The organism is Phenylobacterium sp., assembly GCF_030693625.1.
In the GTDB taxonomy this organism is placed as follows: Bacteria; Pseudomonadota; Alphaproteobacteria; order Caulobacterales; family Caulobacteraceae; genus Phenylobacterium; species Phenylobacterium ferrooxidans.
The window spans coordinates 30750-54146 of record NZ_JAUYAF010000014.1 but is presented as its reverse complement, the minus strand read 5'-3'; the positions used below and the strand labels follow the sequence as shown (position 1 = coordinate 54146).

At 67.7% G+C, this 23397-nt stretch carries 24 protein-coding genes and 1 pseudogene; 13 read left to right on the top strand and 12 right to left on the bottom strand.

Annotation, left to right across the window (positions count from 1 at the left end):
* The 4 genes and pseudogenes from Q8N10_RS02350 to Q8N10_RS02335 all read left to right on the top strand — a co-directional run.
* Positions 1-137 (top strand): annotated as a pseudogene (locus Q8N10_RS02350) (5-aminolevulinate synthase); the annotation flags it as partial.
* A gap of 52 nt (positions 138-189) precedes the next feature.
* Entirely contained in the window at positions 190-1689 is a 1500-nt protein-coding gene (locus Q8N10_RS02345) for a PAS domain-containing sensor histidine kinase (protein WP_304779842.1), read from the top strand.
* Positions 1679-2287 (top strand): response regulator FixJ, encoded by a 609-nt coding sequence (gene fixJ, locus Q8N10_RS02340; RefSeq protein WP_304779840.1) that lies wholly within the window; start codon positions 1679-1681, stop codon positions 2285-2287. The genes Q8N10_RS02345 and fixJ overlap by 11 nt, the downstream gene beginning before the upstream one ends.
* Positions 2288-2362: 75 nt before the next feature.
* Positions 2363-2737: a response regulator gene (locus Q8N10_RS02335; protein WP_304779838.1), complete on the top strand. Its 375-nt coding sequence runs from the start codon at positions 2363-2365 to the stop codon at positions 2735-2737.
* 12 nt (positions 2738-2749) lie between these two features.
* Here Q8N10_RS02335 and hemN read toward each other — a convergent pair whose 3' ends face one another.
* Genes hemN through ccoN form a run of 9 tightly spaced genes read right to left on the bottom strand, consistent with a single transcriptional unit; the run spans position 2750 to position 11962 of the window.
* Complete coding sequence (gene hemN, locus Q8N10_RS02330; RefSeq protein WP_304779836.1) at positions 2750-4144, bottom strand: oxygen-independent coproporphyrinogen III oxidase; 1395 nt, start codon at positions 4142-4144, stop codon at positions 2750-2752.
* A gap of 28 nt (positions 4145-4172) precedes the next feature.
* A complete protein-coding gene (ccoS, locus tag Q8N10_RS02325) occupies positions 4173-4367 on the bottom strand; it encodes a cbb3-type cytochrome oxidase assembly protein CcoS (RefSeq protein ID WP_304779834.1) in 195 nt (64 codons plus the stop codon).
* On the bottom strand, positions 4364-6535 hold the full coding sequence (locus Q8N10_RS02320; protein WP_304779832.1) for a heavy metal translocating P-type ATPase: 2172 nt from the start codon (positions 6533-6535) through the stop codon (positions 4364-4366). Before Q8N10_RS02320 ends, ccoS begins: the two co-directional genes overlap by 4 nt.
* Entirely contained in the window at positions 6526-7011 is a 486-nt protein-coding gene (locus tag Q8N10_RS02315; RefSeq protein WP_304779830.1) for a FixH family protein, read from the bottom strand. Before Q8N10_RS02315 ends, Q8N10_RS02320 begins: the two co-directional genes overlap by 10 nt.
* Entirely contained in the window at positions 7008-8516 is a 1509-nt protein-coding gene (ccoG, locus tag Q8N10_RS02310) for a cytochrome c oxidase accessory protein CcoG (protein WP_304779828.1), read from the bottom strand. Before ccoG ends, Q8N10_RS02315 begins: the two co-directional genes overlap by 4 nt.
* Before the next feature lie 9 nt (positions 8517-8525).
* Positions 8526-9392: a cytochrome-c oxidase, cbb3-type subunit III gene (ccoP, locus tag Q8N10_RS02305; protein ID WP_304779826.1), complete on the bottom strand. Its 867-nt coding sequence runs from the start codon at positions 9390-9392 to the stop codon at positions 8526-8528.
* Entirely contained in the window at positions 9379-9558 is a 180-nt protein-coding gene (locus Q8N10_RS02300) for a cbb3-type cytochrome c oxidase subunit 3 (RefSeq protein WP_304779824.1), read from the bottom strand. Before Q8N10_RS02300 ends, ccoP begins: the two co-directional genes overlap by 14 nt.
* Complete coding sequence (gene ccoO, locus Q8N10_RS02295; protein ID WP_370690213.1) at positions 9555-10292, bottom strand: cytochrome-c oxidase, cbb3-type subunit II; 738 nt, start codon at positions 10290-10292, stop codon at positions 9555-9557. The genes Q8N10_RS02300 and ccoO overlap by 4 nt, the downstream gene beginning before the upstream one ends.
* Before the next feature lie 11 nt (positions 10293-10303).
* Positions 10304-11962, bottom strand: coding sequence for a cytochrome-c oxidase, cbb3-type subunit I (gene ccoN / locus Q8N10_RS02290; protein WP_370690212.1), 1659 nt, complete (start codon positions 11960-11962; stop codon positions 10304-10306).
* A 137-nt stretch (positions 11963-12099) separates the two neighbouring features.
* Here ccoN and Q8N10_RS02285 point away from each other — a divergent pair, with 137 nt between their 5' ends.
* The 7 genes from Q8N10_RS02285 to rsgA all read left to right on the top strand — a co-directional run bounded on the left by Q8N10_RS02285 (position 12100) and on the right by rsgA (position 19562).
* Positions 12100-12354: a hypothetical protein gene (locus Q8N10_RS02285; RefSeq protein ID WP_304779822.1), complete on the top strand. Its 255-nt coding sequence runs from the start codon at positions 12100-12102 to the stop codon at positions 12352-12354.
* Complete coding sequence (locus Q8N10_RS02280; protein ID WP_304779820.1) at positions 12351-12728, top strand: c-type cytochrome; 378 nt, start codon at positions 12351-12353, stop codon at positions 12726-12728. The genes Q8N10_RS02285 and Q8N10_RS02280 overlap by 4 nt, the downstream gene beginning before the upstream one ends.
* A 241-nt stretch (positions 12729-12969) precedes the next feature.
* On the top strand, positions 12970-14253 hold the full coding sequence (locus Q8N10_RS02275; protein ID WP_304779819.1) for a cytochrome P450: 1284 nt from the start codon (positions 12970-12972) through the stop codon (positions 14251-14253).
* A 24-nt stretch (positions 14254-14277) separates the two neighbouring features.
* Entirely contained in the window at positions 14278-14874 is a 597-nt protein-coding gene (locus Q8N10_RS02270; protein ID WP_304779817.1) for a TetR/AcrR family transcriptional regulator, read from the top strand.
* 249 nt (positions 14875-15123) lie between these two features.
* On the top strand, positions 15124-17838 hold the full coding sequence (locus Q8N10_RS02265; RefSeq protein ID WP_304779813.1) for a TonB-dependent receptor: 2715 nt from the start codon (positions 15124-15126) through the stop codon (positions 17836-17838).
* Between the two features lie 74 nt (positions 17839-17912).
* Entirely contained in the window at positions 17913-18296 is a 384-nt protein-coding gene (locus tag Q8N10_RS02260) for a VOC family protein (protein WP_304779810.1), read from the top strand.
* A 192-nt stretch (positions 18297-18488) separates the two neighbouring features.
* On the top strand, positions 18489-19562 hold the full coding sequence (gene rsgA, locus Q8N10_RS02255) for a ribosome small subunit-dependent GTPase A (RefSeq protein WP_304779808.1): 1074 nt from the start codon (positions 18489-18491) through the stop codon (positions 19560-19562).
* A gap of 6 nt (positions 19563-19568) precedes the next feature.
* On the opposite strand, the gene Q8N10_RS02250 is transcribed toward rsgA, so the two are convergent.
* Positions 19569-19955, bottom strand: coding sequence for a putative quinol monooxygenase (locus Q8N10_RS02250; protein WP_304779805.1), 387 nt, complete (start codon positions 19953-19955; stop codon positions 19569-19571).
* A gap of 208 nt (positions 19956-20163) precedes the next feature.
* On the opposite strand from Q8N10_RS02250, the gene Q8N10_RS02245 reads away from it, so the two are divergent.
* On the top strand, positions 20164-20754 hold the full coding sequence (locus Q8N10_RS02245) for a sensor histidine kinase (protein ID WP_304779803.1): 591 nt from the start codon (positions 20164-20166) through the stop codon (positions 20752-20754).
* A gap of 151 nt (positions 20755-20905) precedes the next feature.
* Here the strand turns inward: Q8N10_RS02245 and Q8N10_RS02240 are convergent, their stop codons facing one another.
* Entirely contained in the window at positions 20906-21403 is a 498-nt protein-coding gene (locus Q8N10_RS02240) for a pyridoxamine 5'-phosphate oxidase family protein (protein WP_304779800.1), read from the bottom strand.
* A 69-nt stretch (positions 21404-21472) separates the two neighbouring features.
* Entirely contained in the window at positions 21473-22177 is a 705-nt protein-coding gene (locus tag Q8N10_RS02235; protein WP_304779797.1) for an AAA family ATPase, read from the bottom strand.
* Between Q8N10_RS02235 and Q8N10_RS02230 the strand changes: the two genes are divergently transcribed.
* The gene (locus tag Q8N10_RS02230; protein ID WP_304779794.1) at positions 22106-23368 is read left to right on the top strand and encodes a cytochrome P450; all 1263 of its coding nucleotides are present in this window, start codon (positions 22106-22108) and stop codon (positions 23366-23368) included. The two genes, Q8N10_RS02235 and Q8N10_RS02230, sit on opposite strands and share 72 nt — an antisense overlap.
* Positions 23369-23397 lie beyond the last annotated feature (29 nt).

The window sequence follows — 23397 nt, the reverse complement described above, 5'->3', positions numbered from 1 at the left end:
TCCCGCGCGGCACCGAGCGCCTGCGCTTCACCCCGTCGCCCGCCCACACCGACGCCATGATGGACGACCTGGCCCAAGCCCTCGAAAGGCTCTGGGCCCACTGCAACATCAAGCGCGTCGGCGGATACGCCGCCTGACGGCCGTCAATTGACCCTTGCGCCAGGCAAGGCGGCGGCCTAGCCCAGAGGCATGCGATCTACCCCGTCAGCCACCGTCGAGCCGCGCTCCAGGAGCGGTGCGCTGACCGGGTACGTCGGGGCGGCCCTGCTGTCGGGCCTGGCGGTGTCGTTGCGATGGGCCCTGACGCCGATCTTCCACGATCAACCCTCCTTCCTGCTGTTCATGCCCGCGGTGATTCTCAGCGCGGCGTTCTGGGGGCCCGGCCCTGCCCTGCTGGCCACCAGCCTGACCTTTGTCGGGGGGGTCGCCCTTAACGACATCGCCGTACTCTCGCATCCGGCCGACCAGGTGAACGCCCTGCTCTTCATGGTGATGGGACCGGCCATCGCCTATGGAGGTTGGCGCCTTCGCCGGCAGACCGATCGCACGGCTGACGCGCTGGTGCATCTGGGCGAGCGCGAGGCCCATCTCAGATCGATCCTGGATACGGTGCCCGACGCCATGGTGGTGATCGATGAGCACGGGTTGATGCAGTCCTTCAGCGCCACCGCCGAGCGGCTGTTCGGCTGGCGCGCCGAAGAGGTCATCGGACGCAATGTCAGCATGCTGATGCCGCAGCCCTACCGTGACGCCCATGACAGCTACCTCGTACGCTACCTGACCACCGGCGAGCGGCGCATTATAGGTATCGGCCGCGTGGTGGTGGGAGAGCGCAAGGACGGCTCCACCTTCCCGATGGAGCTGGCGGTCGGCGAGATGCAATCGAGTTCGGAGCGGTTCTTCACCGGCTTCGTCCGCGACCTCTCCGAAAGTCAGGCCACCGAACGGCGCCTGCAGGACCTGCAGGCCGAACTGGTCCATGTCTCCCGCCTGACGGCGCTTGGGGAAATGGCGTCGGCCCTGGCGCACGAGCTCAACCAGCCCCTGTCGGCCATCGCCAACTATGTGAAGGGCTCAGTCCGCATTCTCGATCAGGAACAGCCAGATCCGGCCAAGGTTCGCAACGCCCTCATCCAGGCAGGCGACCAGGCCCTTCGCGCTGGGGAGATCATCCGCAGGCTCCGCGACTTTGTCTCCAAGGGCGAGTCCGAGCGCCGGGTCGAACCCTTGACCAAGCTCATCGAGGAAGCCGGCGCTTTGGCCATGATCGGAGCCAAGGAATCCGGTGTGAGGGTCAGTTTCGATATTTCGCCGGCGGCGCCCTATGTGCTCGCCGACAAGGTTCAGGTGCAGCAGGTGCTTTTGAACCTGATGCGCAACGCCATCGAGGCGATGCAGGATAGCCCTCGGCGGGCCCTCACCATCAGTTCCGCCTTGGCTGAGGACAACAGCGTCATCGTCAAGGTGATCGACACCGGCCCGGGCATCGCCCCTGAAGTGGCCAGTCGCCTGTTCCAGCCCTTCGTCACCAGCAAGAGCACGGGCATGGGGGTTGGGCTTTCCATTTCGCGTACGATCATCGAAGCTCACGGCGGTCGCATCTGGGCCGAATCCGCGCCGGGCGGCGGGACAGTGTTTTCATTCACCTTGAAGACGGTCCCGGAGGAGGAGCTGAACGTTGACGACTGACGAACTCGTGCATGTGATCGACGACGACGAGGCCATGCGCGACTCCCTGTCCTTCCTCCTGGACAGCGCCGGTTTCGAGACGCGCACCTATGACTCCGCCATGGTGTTCCTGGAGGGCGTTGGCCGCCTTTCCGGCGGGTGCATCGTCACCGATGTGCGTATGCCGGGGATGAACGGCCTGGAGATGTGCCGCCACCTCAAGGCGCTTCATATCGACCTGCCGATCATCATGATCACCGGCCATGGCGACGTGGCCCTGGCGGTGGAGGCGATGAAGGCCGGAGTCGCCGACTTCCTGGAAAAACCCTTCGATGACGAGGCCCTGCTGCGCGCCATCCGCTCGGTCCTGGCCCAGGCCCGTCCAGGTGCGCCCCCGCAGAACTCGGGTCCCTTCCAGGCCTTCCTGGCCAGCCTGTCGCCCCGCGAAACTGAGGTCTTGCGCGGCGTGGTCGATGGCAAGGCCAACAAGGTGATCGCCTTCGAGCTTGGCATCAGCCCCCGGACCGTCGAGGTCTATCGCGCCAACGTCATGACCAAGACCGGCGCTTCCAGCCTCTCTCAGCTCATTCGCATGGCCTTGACGGCCGGCTTCGCCTGATCGCCGCGATTGCGCTGTATCAAAGCCGGGCGTCGGGCTCGGGCCTAGGGTCTCCAGATTCCCTGGAGGCTGAGCTTGTCTACACTCCCACCCGCCATCCGCACGGTCGTCCTGGTTGATGACGACAGCGCTCTGCGTCTGGCCCTGACCTTCATGCTGGAACTGGACGGCTTCGCCGTCACGGCCCTCGAGAGCGGTGAGGCGCTCCTGCAGGCCGCCCTCCCGCCCCCCCCGGTCTGCCTGGTCCTTGACCAGAACCTCACCGGCCTTACCGGCCTGGAGGCCCTCGCTGTCCTCCGCGCCAGGATGGAGCACCTGCCAGCCGTGCTGATCACCAGCCACCCCCGGACCAGCACCCGAGAGACCGCTGCGGCCCTGGGCGCGGTCATCGTCGAGAAGCCTCTGATGGGCGAGTCTCTCAGCGCCGCCATCAACGCCGCCCTATCGTAAGGGCGAGGCGCCTCACAGCGCCTTGGAGTGGCGTCCCGCCTCGGCCGTGAAATAGGTGTCGAACACGGCGCAGACCGATCGCACCACCAGTCTGCCCAGCTCCGAGACCGTCAGCCGCGCCTCTAGGATTTCCACCAGACCATCGTCGGCGAACCGCTTGAGGGCCGAAAGCTCCTGCGCCAGATCACCCAAGGTCCGGCCATGCCGAGCGCACACCGCCGCGAGATCAACCGACAGATCGCACATCAGCCGCTCGATGATCTCGGCGCGGAACCGGTCATCGTCTGTGAGGGCGACACCCCGAGCGATAGGCAGGTCGCCCGCGACCACCGCGTTGCGCCAGGGAAGCTCCTGGGCGACGTTTTGCACCAGGCCCTGGGGCAGGCTGCCGATCGAGGAGGCCCCCAGGCCGAGCAGGGTCTGGGCGCTGTCGGTGGTGTAGCCCTGGAAATTGCGCCGCAGCCGGCCTTCCCGTTGGGCGGCCGCGAGAGTGTCGTCGGGCAGGGCGAAGTGATCCAGGCCGATGCGGACATAGCCCTCCGACACCAGGCGCTCGGCGGCGGCCTCGCTCTGGTCGAGGCGCTCGGCCGCGCCGGGCAGGGCCGACTCGTCGATCAGCTGCTGGTGGGCCTTCATCCATGGCACGTGGGCGTAGCCGAACAGGGCGAGGCGCTCGGGTCTCAGAGCCACGATCTGGTCGATGGTGCTCAGGGTGTTGACCGTGGTCTGGTGCGGCAGGCCGTACATCAGGTCCAGGTTGATCGAGCCGACGCCGGCCTCCCGCAGCCAGGCGACGCACTGGGCGATCTCCTCGTAACTCTCCTCACGGTTCACGGCGGCCTGGACCTGGGGCGACAGGTTCTGCACCCCCAGGCTGGCGCGCGACAGGCCGTGGGAAGCCGCGGCCTGGACCCACTCGCGGGTCAGGACCGCGGGGTCCAGCTCGGCGGCGACTTCGGCGTCCTCGGTGACATCGAAGATCCGCCGCAGGGCGCCGAAGATGGCGTCCATTTCCGTGGGCGCCAGCATGTTTGGGGTGCCGCCCCCCAGGTGGATGGCGTTGGCCGGCAGGCGTCGCGGCAAGGCGGCTTCCAGCAGGGCGGCCTCGGCGAGCAGATGCTGGACGTAGTCTCCCACGGGTTCATGCCGGTTCACCGCCCGGGTGTTGCACCCGCAGTACCAGCACAGGCGGGCGCAGAAGGGGATGTGCAGATAGAGGGAGACCGGGTCGGTGGCGGGAAGCGCGGCCAGCCAGCCCCGATAGGTCGCTGCGTCCACCGCGGGCGTGAACTGCACGGCGGTCGGATAGCTGGTGTAGCGCGGGGCCCGGCCGTCGTACCTGGCGATCAGTTCGTCCAGGGCCAGGGTTACGGGCTTGGGAGCGTGCAGAACGGAAGGCGAGGTCACGGCGAATCTCCGGGAAGGGTCGCCCCATTCACTCCGGATCGGTGCCCCCCGCCGTGACCTGGATCAAAGCCGGCGGTCCCATGTCGCTGTCGTCCAGCAGGATGCGGGCGGCGTCGCCGGCGGGATCATCGTACTGGCCGCTGCGCACGGTCCACCAGAAGCCCCACAGTCCCAGCAGGGCCAGCATCACCGAGAACGGCGCGAGCAGGAAGAAGATGGTCATCGGCCCGCCCGGTGCATGCGCAGGGCGTTGAGGGTCACCACCAGGGACGACCCCGACATCGCCAAGGCCGCGACGAAGGGATTGATCAGGCCCAGCATGGCCGCTGGCGCGGCGATCAGGTTGTAGAGCGCGGAAAATCCGAAGTTCTCCACGGCGCGACGCCGGGCCGCGCGCGCCACGTCGATGGCGGTCACCACAGCGCCCAGGCCCTCGCCGGAGAACACCAGATCGGCGGCGTTCTGGCTGGCGTCCAGGGCTGTGCCCGGCGCCATGGCCGCATGGGCGGTGGCCAGCGCGGCGGTGTCGTTCAGCCCGTCGCCCACCATCAGCGACCTGTGGCCGACGCGGGCCAGGCTCTCGACCCAGGCGGCCTTGTCGGTGGGGGTCATGCCGCCCCGCCAATGGCGTACGTCCACGGCCTGGGCCACGGCGCGCACCGCGTCCGGCAGGTCGCCTGACAGGATCTCCACGCTCAGTCCCCGGGCGCGGAGGTCGGCGATGGTCTGGCGCGCATCCGGCCGCAGGCTGTCGGCGAACCGGAAGCGGATCTTGGTCTCACCCTCGAAGCCGAACCAGAGCTCGGTCTCAGAGCCCTGCGCCCCTTCGGCGCCCACGAAAGACGCCCGGCCGAGACGGGCGCGACGGCCGTGGATGACGCCCTCGACCCCCTGTCCGGCGGTCTCCACGACGTCCTGCGCTAGGTCGCTTCCGCCATCCTGCGCCGCCAGGGCGCGCGCCAGGGGGTGGGAGGAGGCCCGCGCCAGCGGCGCCGCCAGGGCCGCGGCGGCCAGGTCGGGAGCAATCAGGGTGGGCCGGCCAAGGGTCAGGACACCAGTCTTGTCGAACACCACGTGGGTCACCTCCGCCAGGCGCTCCAGGGCCGCGCCGGACTTCACCAGGACCTGCTTGCGGAACAATCGCGCCGACGCCGCCACCTGCACCGCCGGAACCGCGAGGCCGAGCGCGCAGGGGCAGGTGATGATCAGCACCGCGACCGCCCGCAGCAGGGCCTCGCGCGGGCCCAGGCCGAGACCCCAGCCCAGCACGAAGGTCAGCGCCGCGGCGGTGTGGACCACGGGGACATAGATGGCCGCGGCGCGGTCGGCCAGACGGACATAGCGCGACTTCGACTGCGCGCCCGCCTCCACCAGCCGCGCGATGGCGGCCACCGCGGAATCGTCGGACCGCGCCTCGGCTCGCAGGGTGAGCATCCCCGACAGGTTGAGCGCCCCGGCGCGGCAGACATCTCCCTGGCCGACGGCCACCGCGCGCGACTCTCCGGTCAGCAGCGCATTGTCCAGTTGGGACGCGCCGGCCTCGATACGAGCGTCGACGGGCAGGCGTTCACCAGGACGCACCAGGATCAGGTCGCCCACGGCGATCTCCGCCAGGGGCCTGCGATGCTGGCCGCCATCGGGGGTCAGGACCGTTGCGGCGGGCGCCTGCATGGCCAGGAGGTCGGCGGCCGCCCCCCGGGCCCGGCTGCGCAGGGTGTGGTCCAGCCAGCGGCCGATCAGCAGCAGGAACAGCAGGGAGATGGCGGCGTCGAAATAGGTGTCGCGACCGTGCAGCAGGGTCTCGACGAAGCTGATCGCGAGGCTGAGGAGCACCCCGATGGAGATTGGCACGTCCATGTTCGCCCGGCCCACCCGCAGGGAGCGCCAGGCCGACTGGAAGAAGGGCATGCCGGCATAGAGGGCGCAGGGGGTGGCGATGAGGCCGCTAGCCCACTGCATCATGGTCAGCGCCGCCGGACCTAGCTCCTGGCCAAACAGCCCCGCCCAGATCGGCACCGAGAACATCATGGCGTTGCCGGCGCCGAAGGCCGCGACTCCCAGCGCCAGGGTCAGGCGCCGGCCTTCCCGGTCCTGGGCGGCGGCGGCCTGGCCCGGATCATAGGGCGCGGTCTCGTAGCCCAGCTTCTCAAGGGTGGACATCACCCGCCCGGGATCGCCGGACCGGCCCTCGAAGCCCACCGTGAGCTTGCCGCTGGTAAGGTTCAGGCGTGCGCTGCGCACGCCTGGCAGCGCGCTCACGCCCCCCTCGATCTTGGCCATGCAGGCGGCGCAACGCGCGCCCTTCACCAGCAGGTCGAAGGTCGCCCCGCCATCCTGGGCGGGCTTCAGGAAGGCCGAATAGTCCGGCGCGACGTCATAGGTCACGGCCATGTCAGCCTCCGCTCGGCCTCGAACCGCGCACCGGCCGAGTCATGGGCCAGCAGGCCGAGGTCCCAGGCGCCGCTCAGGTCGCCGAGACGGGCCGAATAGGTCCCGGGCGCGATCTCCGCCAGCGGAAGGTCCTTCCTGCCGCTCTCGGTGGCGGGACGCTGCAGCTTGGCGGCGACCCGAAGGCCGGTCAGCGGGCGGCCCGCGCGGTCGCGGAAGGTGACCACCACGGCGCCGTCGGGCCCGGCCTGCGCCGCCGCGCGCCATCCGAGACGGGACTGAGCCTCGAGCTGCGCCAGCTTGGCGTTGTAGGCGACCCCGTCCTCATACGGCGTGCGCGAGACCTCTCCGGGATAGGTGCGGATGGCCATCACCGTGAAGGCGACGTTCACGACGATCACCACCAGGAAGAAGCCGACGAAGAGCCCCAGGACGTGCAGACCCTTCAGCTCGAAGCTCTTGTGCGGGATGTCGGTCATGGCGCGTTCGCGGCCCCTGAGAGGAAGTTGGTCTCGACGGTCTTCACCTCGTCGCCTGCGCGCACCGCGAAGGCCGCGGGCATGTTGGGCGCGTCGATGGCGGCGGCGGGCACGGTGACGAAGACCCGCACGGCGCGCACCTCGTTGGCCTCGACGCGGACGCTCAGGGTGTCGCCCGCCGCCTTGGCGCCGGGCGTCCGCAGCTTGGCGCCGGGCGGTCCGGTGAAAGTCACCTGGACGTCGCGCGCCTCGAATCCGCGGTTGGCGATCTTCAGGGTGTAGCCGTCGCGGATCGCCCCGTCGTGCAGGCGCACGAACATGGGATTGCGGTCCCGCAGGACGTGGACATCCAGGGCGCTGCGATGGGTCAGGCCCCAGATCATCAGGGCGCTCACCAGGCTCAGGGCCACGGCGTAGTAGGCGGTCCGGGGCCGCAACAACCGGTAGATCGGAGGCCGCCCGGCCTCGCGCGCGGCGACCGCGGCGTCGGTGTCGTAGGCGATCAGGCCCTTGGGACGGTCGATCTTCTCCATGATCTCGTCGCAGGCGTCGATACACAGGCCGCAGTTGATGCATTCGAGCTGGGAGCCGTCACGGATGTCGATGCCCGCGGGGCAGGCCACGACGCAGGCGTTGCAGTCGATGCAATCGCCCCGTCCCTCCCAGGGCTGGCCCTTCTTGTGCGGCCCCCGGGTTTCGCCCCGGTCGCGCAGATAGGTCACCTGCAGGGAATGCTGGTCCAGCATGGCCCCCTGAATACGCGGCCAGGGGCACAGGTAGGTGCAGACCTGTTCGCGCATGTGCCCGGCGAAGGCGTAGGTGGTCACCGTCAGCAGGGCGCAGAAGATGTAGGCCGTGGCCGGCGCCTGGCCGACCCAGAAATCGGCCAGCAGGTTCGGCGCGTCGTGGAAATAGAAGATCCACGCCCCGCCGGTGCCGAACCCGATCCCCAGCCAGACCGCGTGCTTGCCGATCTTCCGCCAGGCCTTGTTGAAGGACCAGGGACTGGCGTCGAGCTTCATCCGGGCGTTGCGGTCGCCTTCGAAGGCCCGCTCCACATAGATGAACAGGTCGGTCCACACCGTCTGCGGGCAGGCGTAGCCGCACCACAAACGACCGAACATGGCCGTCACCAGGAAGAGGCCGAGTGCGGAGATCACCAGCAGGCCGGTGATGAAATAAACCTCCTGCGGCCAGAGCTGGATGCCGAAGAAGTAGAACCGCCCACCGGCGAAGTCGACGAGCACCGCCTGGTCCGGCAGGACGCCGGGACGTTCCCATCGGATCCAGGGGGTGAGGTAGTAGATCGCCAGCATCAGGATCAGCAGGACCCACTTGATCCGCCGCCACTGGCCGTGGACCAGCTTCGGATAGATCGGGGTCCGGGGCTTGTAGAGGCCCAGGGTGAAACCCTTGGCCCGCGCCTTCGCCGCCGCCGAAACGGGGCCGGAGCCCTCTCCGGGCGGCGGTGGCGTGGGCTTGGTCCGATCGATGACGACGGTCATGGGTACGCTCTACTGGCCGCCGGCGTTGGCGTGGATGTAGACCGCCAGGGCCTTGATGGTTTCCGGGCTGAGGCGGCCTTCCCAGGTGGGCATGACGCCGCCCTGGCCGGTCCAGATCTGGTTGCGGATGTCGGCGCGCTCGGCCCCGTACAGCCACTCCGCGTCCGTGAGATCGGGCGCGCCCTGTTTGATGTCCCCCTTGCCCTGGGGGCCATGGCAGGCCGAACACTGCGCGACATAGACCGGCGCGGCGCGCTTGATGGCCGCGACATTGGCCGATCGGCTCGACAGCGCCACCACGAATTCGGTCAGGTCATCGACCTGAGCCGGCTGCAGGATCTGGTCGCGGCCGAAGGCGGGCATCTGGGACTGGCGCGTGTTCGGATTGTCCGAACGCACCCCCACCTGAAGGGTATGCTGAATCTCCTCGAGGCTGCCGCCCCAGAGCCAGACGTCATCCCGCAGGTTGGGATAGCCCTTGAAGCCGGTGCCGCCCACGCCATGGCAGGTGGCGCAGTTGTCGCCGAACACGGACTGGCCAACCGCGAGCGCATAGGCCTGCAGCTTGGGATCAGCCTCGATGGTCTCCAGCGAGGCGGTGCGCAGCATCGCCCCCTCGGCTCCGCGCTGTTGGTTCAGGGCCTCCAGCTGCCGGGCCACATCGACCCGGTCGGACTGGCCCAGCACCCCCTTGGCGTAGCTGTTGATCCCCGGCCAGGACGGCATCAGCACCCAGTAGATCACCGCGATGACGATGCTGCCGTAGAAGATGTAGAGCCACCAGCGGGGCAGCGGATTGTCCAGCTCTCGGATACCGTCCCACTCGTGGCCGGTGGTCTCGACGCCGGAATGCTCGTCGGTTTCACGGTTGGACATGGTTGTCCTCATTGTCCTCCAGCGGCAGAGCCGCGAGGCGCTTGAAAGTCTCGGTGTGGCGAGGCCAGAGGGCGTAGATCACCACGGCGAAGAAGAGGATGGCGAAGTAGACCGTCCCCCCCTGCTGGGCGAAGCGGGCGACCGCCTCGTAGGACAGGCCGCTCATCGTTGGTTCTCCGGGGCTTCGGCGCGATAGGTCCGGAAGTCCACCAGGCCGCCCAGCATCTGCAGGTAGGCGATCAGGGCGTCCATCTCGGTGACCCTGTTGGGATCGCCGTCGAAGTCGCGCTGGGCCAGCTTGGCGCCGTAGCGCTTCTTCAGGGCCGTGGCGCGGCTGTCGAAGGGATCGGCCTGGGCCTCAAGGTCGTCCTTGGCGTGGTCGATCTGGTCCTGGGTGTAGGGCACGCCAACCTTGGTCATGGCCGAGAGCTTGGCCTGGACCTCGCGGTAGTCGAGGTCCTTGTCGCGCAGGAAGGCGTAGGGCGGCATCACCGATTCCGGCACCACAGAGCGCGGGTCGGTCAGGTGGTCCTTGTGCCAGCTGTCGGAGTACTTGCCCCCGACCCGGGCCAGGTCAGGCCCGGTACGTTTGGAGCCCCACTGGAAGGGGTGGTCGTACATGCTCTCGGCGGCCAGGCTGTAGTGCCCGTAGCGCTCCACCTCGTCGCGCAGCGGGCGGATCATCTGCGAGTGGCAGGTGTAGCAGCCCTCACGGACGTAGATGTCGCGGCCCTCGAGCTCCAGGGGCGTGTAGGGACGCATGCCCTCTACCTCCTCCACTGTGCTCTCCAGGTAGAAGAGCGGCGAGATCTCCACGAGGCCGCCGATGGAGACGACGATGACGATGCCGATGATCATCCACAGCGAATGACGCTCGAACTTGGCGTGCTTGTTCCACATGGTCAGGGCCCTTACTGCGCCGCTGCGAGGGCGGGCAGGGATGCTGCGCCTTGAGGCAGGGCCTCATGACCGGGCATCCTGACGGTCCGCCAAAGGTTGTAGGACATGATCACCGTGCCGGAGAGGTACATGAGCCCTCCAACCGTGCGGATGATGTTCTCGATGTGCTTGGCCGCGACGGTCTCGACGAAGCTGTTGGCGAGGAAGCCCTGAGGCGTGTACTCGCGCCACATCAGGCCTTCCATGATGCCGGAGACCCACATCGCGGCGATGTAGAGCAGGATGCCCGTCGTCGCGATCCAGAAGTGCCACTCGATCAGGGTGTTGGAGTAGATGCGGTCCTTCTTCCACAGCCACGGAACCATGCAGTAGACGGCCCCGAAGGAGATGAAGCCGACCCAGCCCAGGGCGCCGGAGTGCACGTGGCCGATGGTCCAGTCGGTGTAGTGGGACAGGGCGTTGACCTCCCGCAGGCTCATCAGCGGGCCCTCGAAGGTGGACATGCCGTAGAAGGCCAGAGCCACCACCATCATGCGGATCACCGGGTCGGTGCGTAGCTTGTCCCAGGCGCCCGACAGGGTCATCAGGCCGTTGATCATGCCGCCCCAGGAGGGCATCCAGAGCATGATCGAGAAGGTGGCGCCCAGGGTCTGGGTCCACTGCGGCAGGGCGGTGTAGTGCAGGTGGTGCGGGCCGGCCCAGATGTAGATGAAGATCAGCGACCAGAAGTGGACGATGGACAGGCGGTACGAATAGACCGGCCGTTCGGCCCGCTTGGGCACGAAGTAGTACATCATCCCCAGGAAGCCGGCGGTGAGGAAGAAGCCGACGGCGTTGTGGCCATACCACCACTGCACCAGGGCGTCTTGGACACCGGCATAGACCGAATAGCTCCGGTGGTGCAGCAGGTCGACCGGCAGGGACAGGTTGTTGACGATGTGCAGGATCGCCACGGTGATGATGAAGGCCAGGTAGAACCAGTTGGCCACGTAGATGTGGGGTTCCTTGCGCTTCCAGATGGTGCCCAGGAAGACCAGCAGATAGGCGACCCAGACGACGGCCAGCCACAGGTCCACGTACCACTCAGGTTCGGCGTACTCCTTCGACTGGGTGATGCCGGCCAGGTAGCCGGTAGCCGCCAGAACGATGAAGAGCTGATAGCCCCAGAATACGAACCAGGGGGCGACGCCGCCGCCCAGGCGCGCGCGGCAGGTGCGCTGCACCACCCAGAAGGAGGTGGCGATCAGGGCGTTGCCCCCGAAGGCGAAGATTACGCCCGACGTGTGCAGCGGACGCAGGCGGCCGAAGTTCAGCCAGCCGGCCTCCGGGAAATAGAAGATGGTCGGCCAGGTGAGCTGGGCGGCGATCACCACCCCCACCAGCATGGCCACAACCCCCCAGAACATGGTGGCGATCACGCCCGCGCGGATCACCCCGTCAGAATAGCGGGTGGGGTCGGACCGGAACTTCCCGTAGCCGATGCCCGCCGTCATCACGCCGGCGGCCAGCACGAAGGCCACCAGGAATAGGTAGCTGTGGAAACGGAAGAGGGGGTCTTCGGTGAAGGCCGCGGCAAGCAGCGCCGCGAAGGCTCCCACCCCTGTGAAGATGTAGAGCAGCACCACGTCGAACGGCGCGCCCTCATCATGCTGGACTGATAGTTGTGTCATAGATCCCCGACCCAAACTGCAAAGCTGGGCCGAAGTGGCAGGTATCGCCGTGGGGAACTTTGACAGAGATCAAGGCCGTCGAAACCGTCGCACCCTCTGATGGGGTCACGCCGATTTGCGGCGCCGAATTCGAAGCCATGGACCAGCCTGATCCTTCCCGTCCTTCGCCGCTCCCGGCTGTCGCCGCGCTGCTGGGCGCCTCGGCCCTGGTGACCGGGGCGATCGCCGCCGCGCACATGTGGCTCACCGCACAGCGCGGCCCGATCTGCGGCGTGTCCGATGGCGGCCACTGCTGGGCCTGCTACGTCGCCCCCCTCCTGGCCATGGCCGCCCTCACGGCCTGGCACGCCCATCGCAGCAGCGCCGCTTGCGCCAAGGCCAGATCGGAATGACCACCCTGTCGCGCCGCCCAGGGGGGTCGATCATGTACTTCGGTCTGCTGGTGCTGACCCTCCTGGCGGCCCCCTCCGCCGCGACCGCCGGTGAGAATCCGCTGCCGGCGAGCCAGGCGCGCGGCCACGCGCTCGCCCGGAGCGTCTGCGCCTCCTGCCATGCGGTGGAGACCAAGGAGGCCAGCCCCAACGCCAAGGCGCCGCCATTCCGCGACCTGGCCGGGCGCCATGTCCCGCTCACCCTGCAGCGCCGCCTGGCCGACATCGCTGAAACCGGCCACTACGACATGGCGCCGATCAACCTGCACGCCGACGAGGTTCAGGACGTGGTGGCCTACATCAACAGCCTGGAACCTGCCGCTGCCGCGCGCTAGGTTTTGACGCCTCCGGCCATCCGGCTTGCCGAGCGGATGCCCGGGGCTTCGAACCCCATCACCCGCCCCGGTCCCTGGTGGCGCTTGTCTCCTTCATCGACGCTCAGCGGAATGGCTTTGAGGAGTCCCTGGCCAAGGCGGCCAAGTCGCTGTCAGCCAACCCAGGGCTTGTCGAACTGTGTTCGGAAGGTCTCGATGGGGGCAATGCGCGTGGACCACACGCCCCTGGTAGGAGACGAGTATGGCTGACGGCGCCGTGGACATCCTGAACGACAAGCGCGCAGCGGCGCGCAAGGCTGCCTACGAAGGCCCCGTCGAGGACCTGAACCCGGCGCGGGCCTCGCTCTTCCGCGACGACGCCATGTGGCCGATGTTCGAGCGGCTGCGGAAGGAAGACCCCGTCCACTACACGGCCGACAGCAACTACGGGGCCTACTGGTCGATCACCAAGTACAACGACATCCTGGCGGTGGACTCCAACCATCAGGTGTTCTCCTCGGCCAAGGGCATCACGCTGACGCCCAAGGCCGCCCAGGGCTTCCGCGACCCCAACAACACCGCCACCAACTTCATCGCCATGGACCCGCCGCGCCACGACGTGCAGCGCAAGACGGTGAGCCCGGCGGTCTCGCCGCACGCGCTGTCGATCATGGCCCCGCTGATCCGCGAGCGCGCCGGCCTGATCCTCGACTCCCTGCCGATCGGTGAGGACTTCGACTGGGTGGACCTGGTCTCCAAAGAGCTCACCACCATGACGCTCGCGACGCTTTTCGACTTTCCGTTCGAAGAGCGCCGCAAGCTCACCCGCTGGTCGGACGTCATGACCACCGCGCCGGGCTTCGGCCCCGCAGCCGACCTGATGGAGATGCGGGCGATGATGGCCGAGTGCTTCGGCTACTTCACCGAACTCTGGAACCAGCGGGTCAACGCCGAGCCGGCTGGCGACCTGATCTCCATGCTGGCCCACGGGGCCGACACCCGGAACATGACCCAGCAGGAGTTCCACGCCAACGTGGCTCTGCTGATCATCGGCGGCAACGACACCACGCGGAACACCATTTCCGGCTCGGTCCTGGCCCTGAACCAGAACCCCGACCAGTACGCCAAGCTCCGCGCCAACCCCGCCCTCATCCCGTCCATGGTGTCGGAGACCATCCGCTGGCAGACTCCGCTGGCCCACATGGCCCGCACGGCGACCCAGGACTTCGAGCTGGGCGGCAAGACCATCAAGGAAGGCGACAAGGTCGCCATGTGGTACGTCTCGGGCAACCGCGACGACACGGTGATCGCCAATCCCGACAGCTACATCATCGATCGCGAGCGGCCGCGCCAGCATATGTCCTTCGGCTTCGGCATCCACCGCTGCGTCGGCAACCGCCTGGCCGAGCTGCAGCTCACCATCATCTGGGAGGAGATCATGAAGCGCTTCCCGGACATCAAGCTGCTGGAAGAGCCCAAGCGCTCCTTCTCGATCTTCGTGAAGGGCTATGAAGAGATGAAGGTGGTGCTTCCGTCCAAACTCTAGCCCATGCTGGCGGCGGAGGACGCCGTGGGTGAAGAGTTGAAGCTGAACGCCGGGCCGGGATCCCTGCGCCGCCGTGTCCTGGACGCGGCCCGCGCGCTGCTGGAGGAGAGCGGCGCCGAGGGGCTGCACCTGCGGACCATCGCCGCCCGCGTGGGAAACGGGGTGGCCAGCCTCTACCACCACTTCGCCGACAAGCACGCCCTGCTGGCGGCGCTCGCCATCGAGGGCTGGGAGGAGCTCACCCGGGCCATCGACCAGGCCATGGCCAGCGGGAAGTTCCCCCACCGCATCGACGCGGCGTCGCGGGCCTTCCTCACCTTCATCCACCGCAATCCGCAGCTCTACGCCCTGATGCAGACCGAGCAGGCGCTCGCCGCCAACGACGCCGTCCGCGCCGCCGAGCGGGCGGCCTTCGCCACCTTCCAGACCTCGTTCGAGGGGGACGATCGTGTGCCGGCCGAGCGCGTGGAGGAGGTTTCCCTGACCATCTGGGTGTTGGGGCGCGGCATCGCCTCGGCGGTTCTGATGCAGGGCGAGGACGATCCGGGCGCGGCCGGGCGTCTTGTGGCCAAGGTGATTTCGGGCTTCGCCTTCCTGCTCTCCCCGCGCTTCGCCGACTGACGTCCCCCACGTCGGCGATCCGAACAACGTTCACCAAATTTCGACTTATGAAGCGGGTTCGGAATAATTCATCCGTTCACTGAACGAATGGGATAACTATGTATTAATAAAGGATATTTTCTCTAAATCACGATGTTACGTGATGAGTTGACGACCTCGACTTTGCGGACCTAGCGTCAAGCATAAGAGGCCCCTCGATGAGGCCCGCAGGGATGGCGTCCGACTATCGGACGTTCTTGGGAGGAAGACATGACTCAGCGATTGATGCTGTCGGCGACCGCGCTCGCCCTGGTTCTGGGCCTGCCGCAGCTCGCCCTGGCCCAGGAGGCCTCCAAGGGCAGTCTGATCGACGAACTGATCGTCACCGCCCAGAAGCGGGAAGAGTCGGTTCAGGACGTGCCGATCGCCGTCTCGGCCTTCAGCGAGCAGGCCCTCAAGGCCCAGGGCATCGACGGCGCCGGCAACCTGGTCCAGTCCGTGCCCAACCTGACCTTCACCCGCCGCGCCCTGCGCACCAACTTCCAGATCCGCGGGGTCGGCGCCCAGTTGGTCTCCCTGTCCGGCGACGACGGAGTGGGGATCCACGAGAACAACGTGCCGCTCACCGCCAACCGCATCGCTGATGCGGAGTTCTATGATGTGGAGCGGGTGGAGGTCCTGCGGGGGCCGCAGGGCACCCTCTATGGCCGCAACGCCACCGGCGGGGTGGTGAACATCATCTCCAACAAGCCGAACGACCAGCGCAGCGGCGCCTTGACGGCGGAGTTCGGGAACTACAACTCGCTGAAGTATCAGGGCTACATCAACCTCCCGCTGGGCGACAAGTTCGCTCTGCGGGCCGCCGGCTTCGCCCTGCAGCGCGATGGCTACACCACCAACAGGCTGAACGGCCAGGACATCGACAGCCGCGACATCTGGGCCGGGCGGGTCACCCTGGCCTTCAACCCCACTGACAACCTGCGCACCTTCCTGCTCTGGGAGACCTTCGCCGAGGACGACAGCCGCGGCGCGCGCAAGCAGCTCTGCGTCAAGGATCCCGGTCCGACCTCCGTGCTTGGCGTGGCCACCGGCGCGGCCCAGGCGGGCCTGACCCAAGGCTGCCTCGCGGCCTCGGTCTACGATCCCAACGCCTACGGGACCACCAACCAGCTTTCCACCTTCTCCGGCATCATCGCCCGCCAGATCGGCCTGCAGCCGCAGGACTCCTTCCTGGGCAAGAGCGTCTCCCGCGACCTGCGGGAAGTGGAGGTGGTGGGTCAGCCGATCTACCGGCCGCGCACCGACCTCTATGAGTTCAACCTCGAGTGGGACCTGACGCCGGGCCTGACCTTCACCTCGCTCACCAGCTATAACGAGAACGAGAACTATTCCCGCGGCGACTCCACCGGCGGCTATTCCTCGGTGCTCTTCGGGGTCACGCCCTATACCCCGGGCGGCATCCTCAACGACCCGCAGTTCGGGGCGACCGACCGCCTGCAGAGCGAGTCCGGCGGCATCGGCCATAACGAGCAGGTGACCCAGGAACTGCGCCTGCAGTCCAGCTTCGACGGGGCGCTGAACTTCAATATCGGCGGCATCTATCTCGACTATGACGCCATGAGCATCACCTATGTCGCCACCAATGCGGCGACGGCGGCTCTGAAGGTGCTGGTGCCCAGCGGCTATGTCGATCCGTTGAGGGAGCCCGACTTCACGGGCCACAACTATTTCGTCAGCCTGACCGAATACAAACTCAAGTCCAAGGCCGTGTTCGGCGAGGTCTATTGGCAGGCCACCGACACCCTGCGGGCGACGCTCGGCCTGCGCTACACCGACGACAAGAAATGGACCCGCGGCTCCGGCTCGACCCTGTTCACCCCGGGCCGTGGCCCGGTCTTCACCGCCGAACAGAGGGTGCAGTTCAAGGAGACCACGGGCCGCTTCAACCTCGACTGGAAGCCCGATCTTCCCTTCACCGACGAGACCCTGGTCTATGGGTCCTATTCGAAGGGCTACAAGGGCGGCGGTTTCAACCCGCCCGGCGTCGTGGCCCTGGGTTTGAACCCCAGCTATGCGCCCGAGTTCGTCAACGCCCTGGAAGTCGGGATGAAGAACACCCTGATGGACGGCCAGCTGCTGCTGAACCTGACGGCCTTCTCCTATGACTACAAAGGCTACCAGATCGGTCGCAGCGTGAACCGGTCGGTCTACAACGAGAACATCGACGCCAAGATCAAGGGGCTGGAACTGGAGAGCGTCTGGAGCCCCATCGAGAACCTGAAACTCAACGCCAATATCGGCTACCTCGACACCAAGATCGAGCAGGGCGTGGTGGTGGACACCTTCAACCGCACCCGGGGCGACAGCACCTATATCTACGGCAATTCCACCAGCGGTGGCTGCGTGGTGCGAGCCACCGGGGTGGCGGCGATCCTGGCGGCGCCCGGCGGGGCCGCGACCCTGGCCAACCGGGTCTGTTCGGGCCCGACCTCGGTCACCGCGGGCCTGGTGGCGGCAGGCAACACGCCGGCCACGGCCGCGGCCCTGGCGGCGGGCATGTACAGCTACGGCTCCAATGTCTCGCTGTACACCAACGGGGCCGGGGAAGGCGTGCGGCAGAACCTGAAGGGCAATGAGCTGCCCAACGCCCCCAAGTGGACTATGTCCCTGGGCGCGCAATACAGGTGGGAGCTGGAGAACGGCTGGAACGTCACCCTGCGGGGCGACTACTACCGCCAGACCGAGAGCTTCATGCGCTACAACAACGCGTCCTTCGACCGCATCCAGGCCTGGGACAACCTCAACGCCAGTCTGATCGTCGCCAATCCTGACATCGACCTGACGTTCCAGATGTTCGTGAAGAACGCCATGGACGAGGACACCATCGTCGGCTTCGACATCGCCGACGAGAATCTCGGTTCCACCCGCAGCCTCTTCCTGCTCGATCCCCGCATCTACGGGATCTCGATCACCAAGGGGTTCTAGGGCGGCGGCAGGCGGGCTCCGTCCCCCGGAGCCCGCCTGCTGACTTTGGTGGAGCGGTCGGCTAAGGCCACGCCATGCGCATCGCCCTCACCACCCTCGTGGTCGCCGACTATGACGACGCCCTCGACTTCTACGTCCACGGCCTGGGTTTCGTCCTCACCGAGGACAGCGACCTGGGCGGCGGCAAGCGCTGGGTCGTGGTGACGCCGCCTGGCGGCGGCGCGGGCCTGCTGCTCGCCCAGGCCTCGGGCGCCGCCCAGGTCGCCAGCGTCGGCCATCAGACCGGCGGCCGGGTCATGGGCTTCCTCCACACCGATGACTTCGCCCGCGACCACGGGCGCATGACCGCCGCCGGCGTCACCTTCCTCGAAGCGCCCCGCGCCGAGCCCTACGGAATGGTGGCGGTCTTCCAGGACCTCTACGGCAACCGCTGGGACCTGATCGAACCGAAGGGGTAAAAGCCGCGGCTTGACCGCATCTTTCCGCGCCCTTAGCCTCATCTCGTCGTCAACACGCCTCGAAAGGAGGGTTTCGCCATGACTGTGCTCATCCAGAACCTCCTTCGCCGCGCCGCCGACCGGGTATCCTGATACCTTAGACTCTCCGTCGGCCGGGCGCTCAGACGCACTTCCGATCGACGGATCATCCCATTGCTCAAGTCCTATGGTTGGAGCGACAGGCTCCAGGCCCAATTTCAAGCCCATGCCGACCGCGGCCTCGTCCCCGGCCGGGTCACCGTGCAGCAGCGCGGTCTCTATCGCCTCGCCACCGAGGACGGCGACCTCTCCGCCGAGCTCTCGGGCAGGCTCGCCCATGAGGCGGGTGAGGGCGGCTATCCCGTAGCCGGGGACTGGGTGGCCTGCGCCGCCCGCCCCAGCGAGGGCGCGGCCACCATCCACGCGGTCCTGCCCCGCGCCAGCGTCTTCGTGCGCAAGGCCTCTGGCCCCAATGTCGCGCCCCAGACGGTGGCGGCCAATGTCGATATTGCCCTGCTGACCGCCTCTCTCAACGCCGACCTCAGTCTGCGGCGCCTGGAGCGCTACCTCGCCGTGGCCTGGGAGAGCGGCGCCCAGCCGGTGATCGTCCTCACCAAGGCCGACGCCTGCGAGGATGTGGAGGCCCTGGTCGCGCAGGTGGAGGCCATCGCCATCGGCTGCCCTGTCCACGCCGTCTCGGCGGTGACGGGCCAGGGGCTGGAGGCGCTCGCCGCCCTGCTGGGACCCGGCCAGACCGCTGTCCTGCTGGGCTCATCGGGGGTCGGCAAGTCCACCCTGGTCAATGCCTTGGCCGGCCAGGCCCTGATGGCCACCCAAGGCATCATCGAGGAGGGCGCGCGGGGCCGCCACACCACCACCCACCGCGAGCTGATCCTGCTGCCCTCGGGCGGGCTGGTGCTGGACACGCCGGGCATGCGCGAGCTGGGCCTGTGGGACAACGAAGCCGGCGTGGCGGCGACCTTCAGCGACATCGAGGCCCTGGCCGCCGACTGCCGTTTCGGCGACTGCGCCCACCGCACCGAGCCCGGCTGCGCGGTTCGCGCCGCCCTGGAGGATGGAACCCTCGATCCCGGCCGCTGGAAGAGCTTCGGAAAACTTCAGCGAGAACTCGCACATCTGGACCTGAAGGACGACCCGCTGGCCCGCGCCGAGGTTCGCAAGGTCTGGATCGGCCGCCACAAGGCCGCCCGCGCCCACATGAAGCACAAGCGCGGGGGTATGGAGTGAGCCGCCCTAGCTCTTCACCAGCCCGTGCCCGCCCACCACAACCGTCTCCGTCCCCGCATCCATCCCGGCGATCAGCGGCCGGCCCTTGGCGATGGCGGCCTGGACGGAGGGGAGGGATAGCGAGGCCTTGTGACTGGCGGCCGTCTCCCAGACCTCGGTGATCCAGATCGCGTCGGCGTCCTTGGGGTCCTGGCCCACGATGTAGCTCAGGCAGCCAGGCATGCCCGAGACGCCCTCCAGCAGGATGGCGATCAGGGAGTCCCTCTGGCCGGGCTTGGCGGTCATCTTGCCGATCAGTCCGTACATGGCGGAGGTCTCCTGGGCCTGGGCGCCGCGGGCTGCGCCCACGGCGGCGAGCGCCCCGCCCAGCATTGTTCTGCGTTCGATAGGCATGGGGTCAGGATACAAGGTTGGCGGGGGAAATCAGCAGGCGATGCTGGACCGACGCGAGAACCCGCAAGGGGCTGACGATTCGTCGCAAGCTGCTGATTTCGTGGACCGGCGGCTGTCGTCCTGGGTAATCTGTCGTCCGAGCGACGGACTGGGGACGCCGTTCGCGTTTTACTTGCGGTCATAGTCACCGCGTGGGGCCGCCGGCTGGATGAGCGACGACAACACAGATGCCCGCGCCGCCTCCGAGATGCGGCACCGGATGGCCAACACCTTCCAGCTGATGTCGGCGCTTGGCCGCATGCGCAGCCAGCGGTCCGGCGATCCCGAAGCCCGCCGCCAGCTGCTGTGGATGGCTGACGCCATCGGCTCCCTGGGCGCCCTTGAGCGCCACCGCACCCCTGAAGGGGTCGATTTCACGTCCTATCTGGTGGAGATGGCGCCGGTCTGGCGCCGCCGTCATGCCGGGCGCCAGACCGAGGTGCGCGTCTCCGCGATTCCCGTCTTCGCGCCGGATACCGCGGCCTCGACCCTGGCCCTCATCGCTCAGGAACTTGTGGGCAACGCCCTGGCCCACGGCTACCTGGGCGATCGACCCGGCATGGTGGAGATCAGCCTGACCCAGGCCGCCGACGGCCGCCACGAGCTCACCGTCACCGACGACGGGCAGGGCTTCGATCCCGAACGGGCCCGCGAGCGGTTCGGCCTCTGGTTCGTCCGCAGCCTCGCGGCCCAGGTGCGCGGCGAGTTCGTGCTCACGCCCGGGCCCAGCTGCACCGCCAGGCTGACCTTCAGTCTCTAGATTTTCTCGCCCCTAAAGCAGGGCGGGAACAGCGGCTGGAAATCTTAGCCCGGCAGCAGTGGCCCATAGGTGCGCTTGACGACGCCGTAGCATTCGCAGGTCATGGCCTCGACGCCGTTGCGATCGATGATGTCCACGATCCGGTCGTGTCTTAATGGAAGTCCAGGCTGGTGCTGCCGCCGACATCGGGCGTCGTGTGGGTGGCGTTGGCCTTGGCGATCTCCCAGACGAACCGGATCGGGCCGCCCTGGCTGATCCAGACCTGGGCGTCGTCGCAGTCCAGGCGCAGCATGGTCAGCTTGGGGTCGGCCTTGCCCTCCGGATACCAGGCGGCCACCACGGCGTTCCAGTACTTGTCGATGCGGACGGGGTCGCGTTGCACGGTCAGCTTGCCGCCGATACAGGCCTGGATGTCCCTCTGCTGGTGCACGAACATCGCGCTGGCGCCCTCGCCGATCTCGCGGGCCAGGTCGGTGTCGGTGCGGGTAAAGAACCAGATCTGGTTGGTCTTGGGCTCCACGAAGGCGGTCATAGGCTGGGTGTGATGCGCGGCGGACCCGGTGACCCCCAGCATGCCGGTGTTGTGCGTCTCGATCTCATCCCACAGCCGGCGTTCGACGTCGGCGCGGCTGCTCAGGTCGGTGCTCATGAGAGGCTCCTGGGTTGGGGTTTCGGTCGCCGATTCAACCCTGGAGCGGGGCGGTTGTTCCGGCGCTCCCTATCTGCCCAGGGCGAACCGCCCCGCTTCGATCCCCTCCCGCAGGTCCGCGGCGAGGGCGGTGGGCGTTACCTCTCCGGTGTCCACGGCGTGGGTCGCGTCCTCGGCGGCAAACTGGGTATAGAGCGTCATATAGGGGCTGTAGTCGGGCAGGGGATCGGCGGTCCGCGTCCGGCCCCGTTCGGCCGCGATCGCCTGCTCCGGGATCAGCACGATGAAGTCCAGCGCCAGGCTGGCCTCCCGGGCGCCGTCGATGAACACTCGGCGGACCCAGTCGGTGATGATCCCGTCGGTGATCACCTCATAGCCGCCCTGGGCGTAGGTCACCGCGGTTCGCAGCATGGCCGCAGCCACCACCTGGTTCTGGCCGTGGGACTCCGGCGTCCAGGGCGCCAGCCAGCCCTTGCGGATGCTGCGATAGAAGCTGTCGGTCTCCAGGTGCACCGCCAGGGGCCCCGGCGCATTGGCGCAGAGCAGCGGCGCCACCGTGGTCTTGCCGGCCCCCGGTGGGCCGGTCAGCAGGATGATGCGGCCCGGCATGGGTCTCTCTCGCGGTGGACAGTGCGCCGGGGATGGTCTCTGATCTCGATAACGACGGTCAAGATCAGGCCGCAGGATCCATGGGAGGCCGACATGGCCGACGGCGCACGCATCGCTGCGGAGGCTCGCGACCGGGCCTATTCCACCCCTCTTGAGGACTTCCACGTCGGTGATCCGGAGCTGTTCCGCACCGACACCCACTGGCCGTGGTTTGAGCGCCTGCGGGCCGAGGACCCGGTCCACCACTGCAAGGCCAGCGATTTCGGCCCCTCCTGGTCGGTGACCAAGTTCGACGACATCGTCGCCGTCGACGGCGACCACAACACCTTCTCGTCCTCCTCCGAGCGCGGCGGCATCGCGCTCGGCGACTCCTTTGAGTCCGCCGCCGGCGCCAGCTTCATCAGTCAGGACAGTCCCCGCCACGAGGCCCAGCGCCGGGTGGTCGCCCCGATGTTCACCTCCGGGGCCATGGCGGCCATGGAGCCGCTGATCCGCAGCCGGGCCGCCGCCATCCTCGACGAACTTCCGGTGGGCGAGACCTTTGATTTCGTGGACCGCGTCTCGGTGGAGCTCACCGCCCAGATGCTGGCCACCCTGATGGACTTCCCCTTCGAGGAGCGCCGGCTCCTGCCGCGCGCCTCGGACCTGCTGCTGGCCGCCCCGATTCTCGGCGGCGGTTCACCGGCCGGGGAGCCGGCCCGCCAGGCCGAGCTGATGGCCACCTTCACCCGGCTGGTGGGGATTTTCGCCGAGCGCGCCGCCAACCCGCGCAATGACGACCTGATCTCCATGCTGGCCCATGACCCGGCCACCAATGGGGGCGGCGACCCCTACAAATACGTGGGCAACCTCGTCCTGCTGATCGTGGCCGGCAGCGACACCACCCGTCACTCCATCACCGGCGGCCTGCTGGCCCTCAATGAGAACCCCGAGCAGTACGCCAAGCTGCGGGAAGACTCCGGCCTGATCGCCGGCATGGTGCCCGAGATCATCCGCTACCAGAGCCCCGTGGCCCACATGCGCCGCACGGCCCTGGCCGACGCCACCATCGGCGGCAAGACCATCAAGGCCGGCGAGAAGGTCATCATGTGGTACGTCTCGGGCAACCGCGACGCCTGCGCCATCGAGAATCCCGACGCCTTCATCATCGATCGCGAGCGGCCTCGCCAGCACGTCGCCTTCGGCTTCGGCGTCCACCGCTGCGTCGGCCAGCGCCTGGCCGAGATGCAGCTGCGCGTGGTCTGGGAGGAGATGATGAAGCGCTTCCCGTTCATCGAGGTGGTTGGCGAGCCGCGCCGCCTGACCTCCAACTTCGTGAAGGGCTACGAATACCTGCCCGTGCGCATCCCAGGCTGACCTGGCGGGCATCAGTATTTTGCCAACCG

Bases quoted from the DNA above. Each gene is read 5' to 3' on its own strand.
- Q8N10_RS02230 (WP_304779794.1), top strand. From the start codon at position 22,106: ATGGCCGACGGCGCACGCATCGCTGCGGAGGCTCGCGACCGGGCCTAT.
- ccoP (WP_304779826.1), bottom strand. From the start codon at position 9,392: ATGTCCAACCGTGAAACCGACGAGCATTCCGGCGTCGAGACCACCGGC.
- Q8N10_RS02265 (WP_304779813.1), top strand. From the start codon at position 15,124: ATGACTCAGCGATTGATGCTGTCGGCGACCGCGCTCGCCCTGGTTCTG.
- Q8N10_RS02285 (WP_304779822.1), top strand. From the start codon at position 12,100: ATGGACCAGCCTGATCCTTCCCGTCCTTCGCCGCTCCCGGCTGTCGCC.
- ccoO (WP_370690213.1), bottom strand. From the start codon at position 10,292: ATGTGGAACAAGCACGCCAAGTTCGAGCGTCATTCGCTGTGGATGATC.
- Q8N10_RS02250 (WP_304779805.1), bottom strand. From the start codon at position 19,955: ATGCCTATCGAACGCAGAACAATGCTGGGCGGGGCGCTCGCCGCCGTG.
- Q8N10_RS02260 (WP_304779810.1), top strand. From the start codon at position 17,913: ATGCGCATCGCCCTCACCACCCTCGTGGTCGCCGACTATGACGACGCC.
- Q8N10_RS02280 (WP_304779820.1), top strand. From the start codon at position 12,351: ATGACCACCCTGTCGCGCCGCCCAGGGGGGTCGATCATGTACTTCGGT.
- Q8N10_RS02245 (WP_304779803.1), top strand. From the start codon at position 20,164: ATGAGCGACGACAACACAGATGCCCGCGCCGCCTCCGAGATGCGGCAC.
- ccoN (WP_370690212.1), bottom strand. From the start codon at position 11,962: ATGACACAACTATCAGTCCAGCATGATGAGGGCGCGCCGTTCGACGTG.
- ccoS (WP_304779834.1), bottom strand. From the start codon at position 4,367: ATGACCATCTTCTTCCTGCTCGCGCCGTTCTCGGTGATGCTGGCCCTG.
- Q8N10_RS02345 (WP_304779842.1), top strand. From the start codon at position 190: ATGCGATCTACCCCGTCAGCCACCGTCGAGCCGCGCTCCAGGAGCGGT.
- Q8N10_RS02315 (WP_304779830.1), bottom strand. From the start codon at position 7,011: ATGACCGACATCCCGCACAAGAGCTTCGAGCTGAAGGGTCTGCACGTC.
- Q8N10_RS02300 (WP_304779824.1), bottom strand. From the start codon at position 9,558: ATGAGCGGCCTGTCCTACGAGGCGGTCGCCCGCTTCGCCCAGCAGGGG.
- Q8N10_RS02320 (WP_304779832.1), bottom strand. From the start codon at position 6,535: ATGGCCGTGACCTATGACGTCGCGCCGGACTATTCGGCCTTCCTGAAG.
- ccoG (WP_304779828.1), bottom strand. From the start codon at position 8,516: ATGACCGTCGTCATCGATCGGACCAAGCCCACGCCACCGCCGCCCGGA.
- Q8N10_RS02240 (WP_304779800.1), bottom strand. From the start codon at position 21,403: ATGAGCACCGACCTGAGCAGCCGCGCCGACGTCGAACGCCGGCTGTGG.
- Q8N10_RS02275 (WP_304779819.1), top strand. From the start codon at position 12,970: ATGGCTGACGGCGCCGTGGACATCCTGAACGACAAGCGCGCAGCGGCG.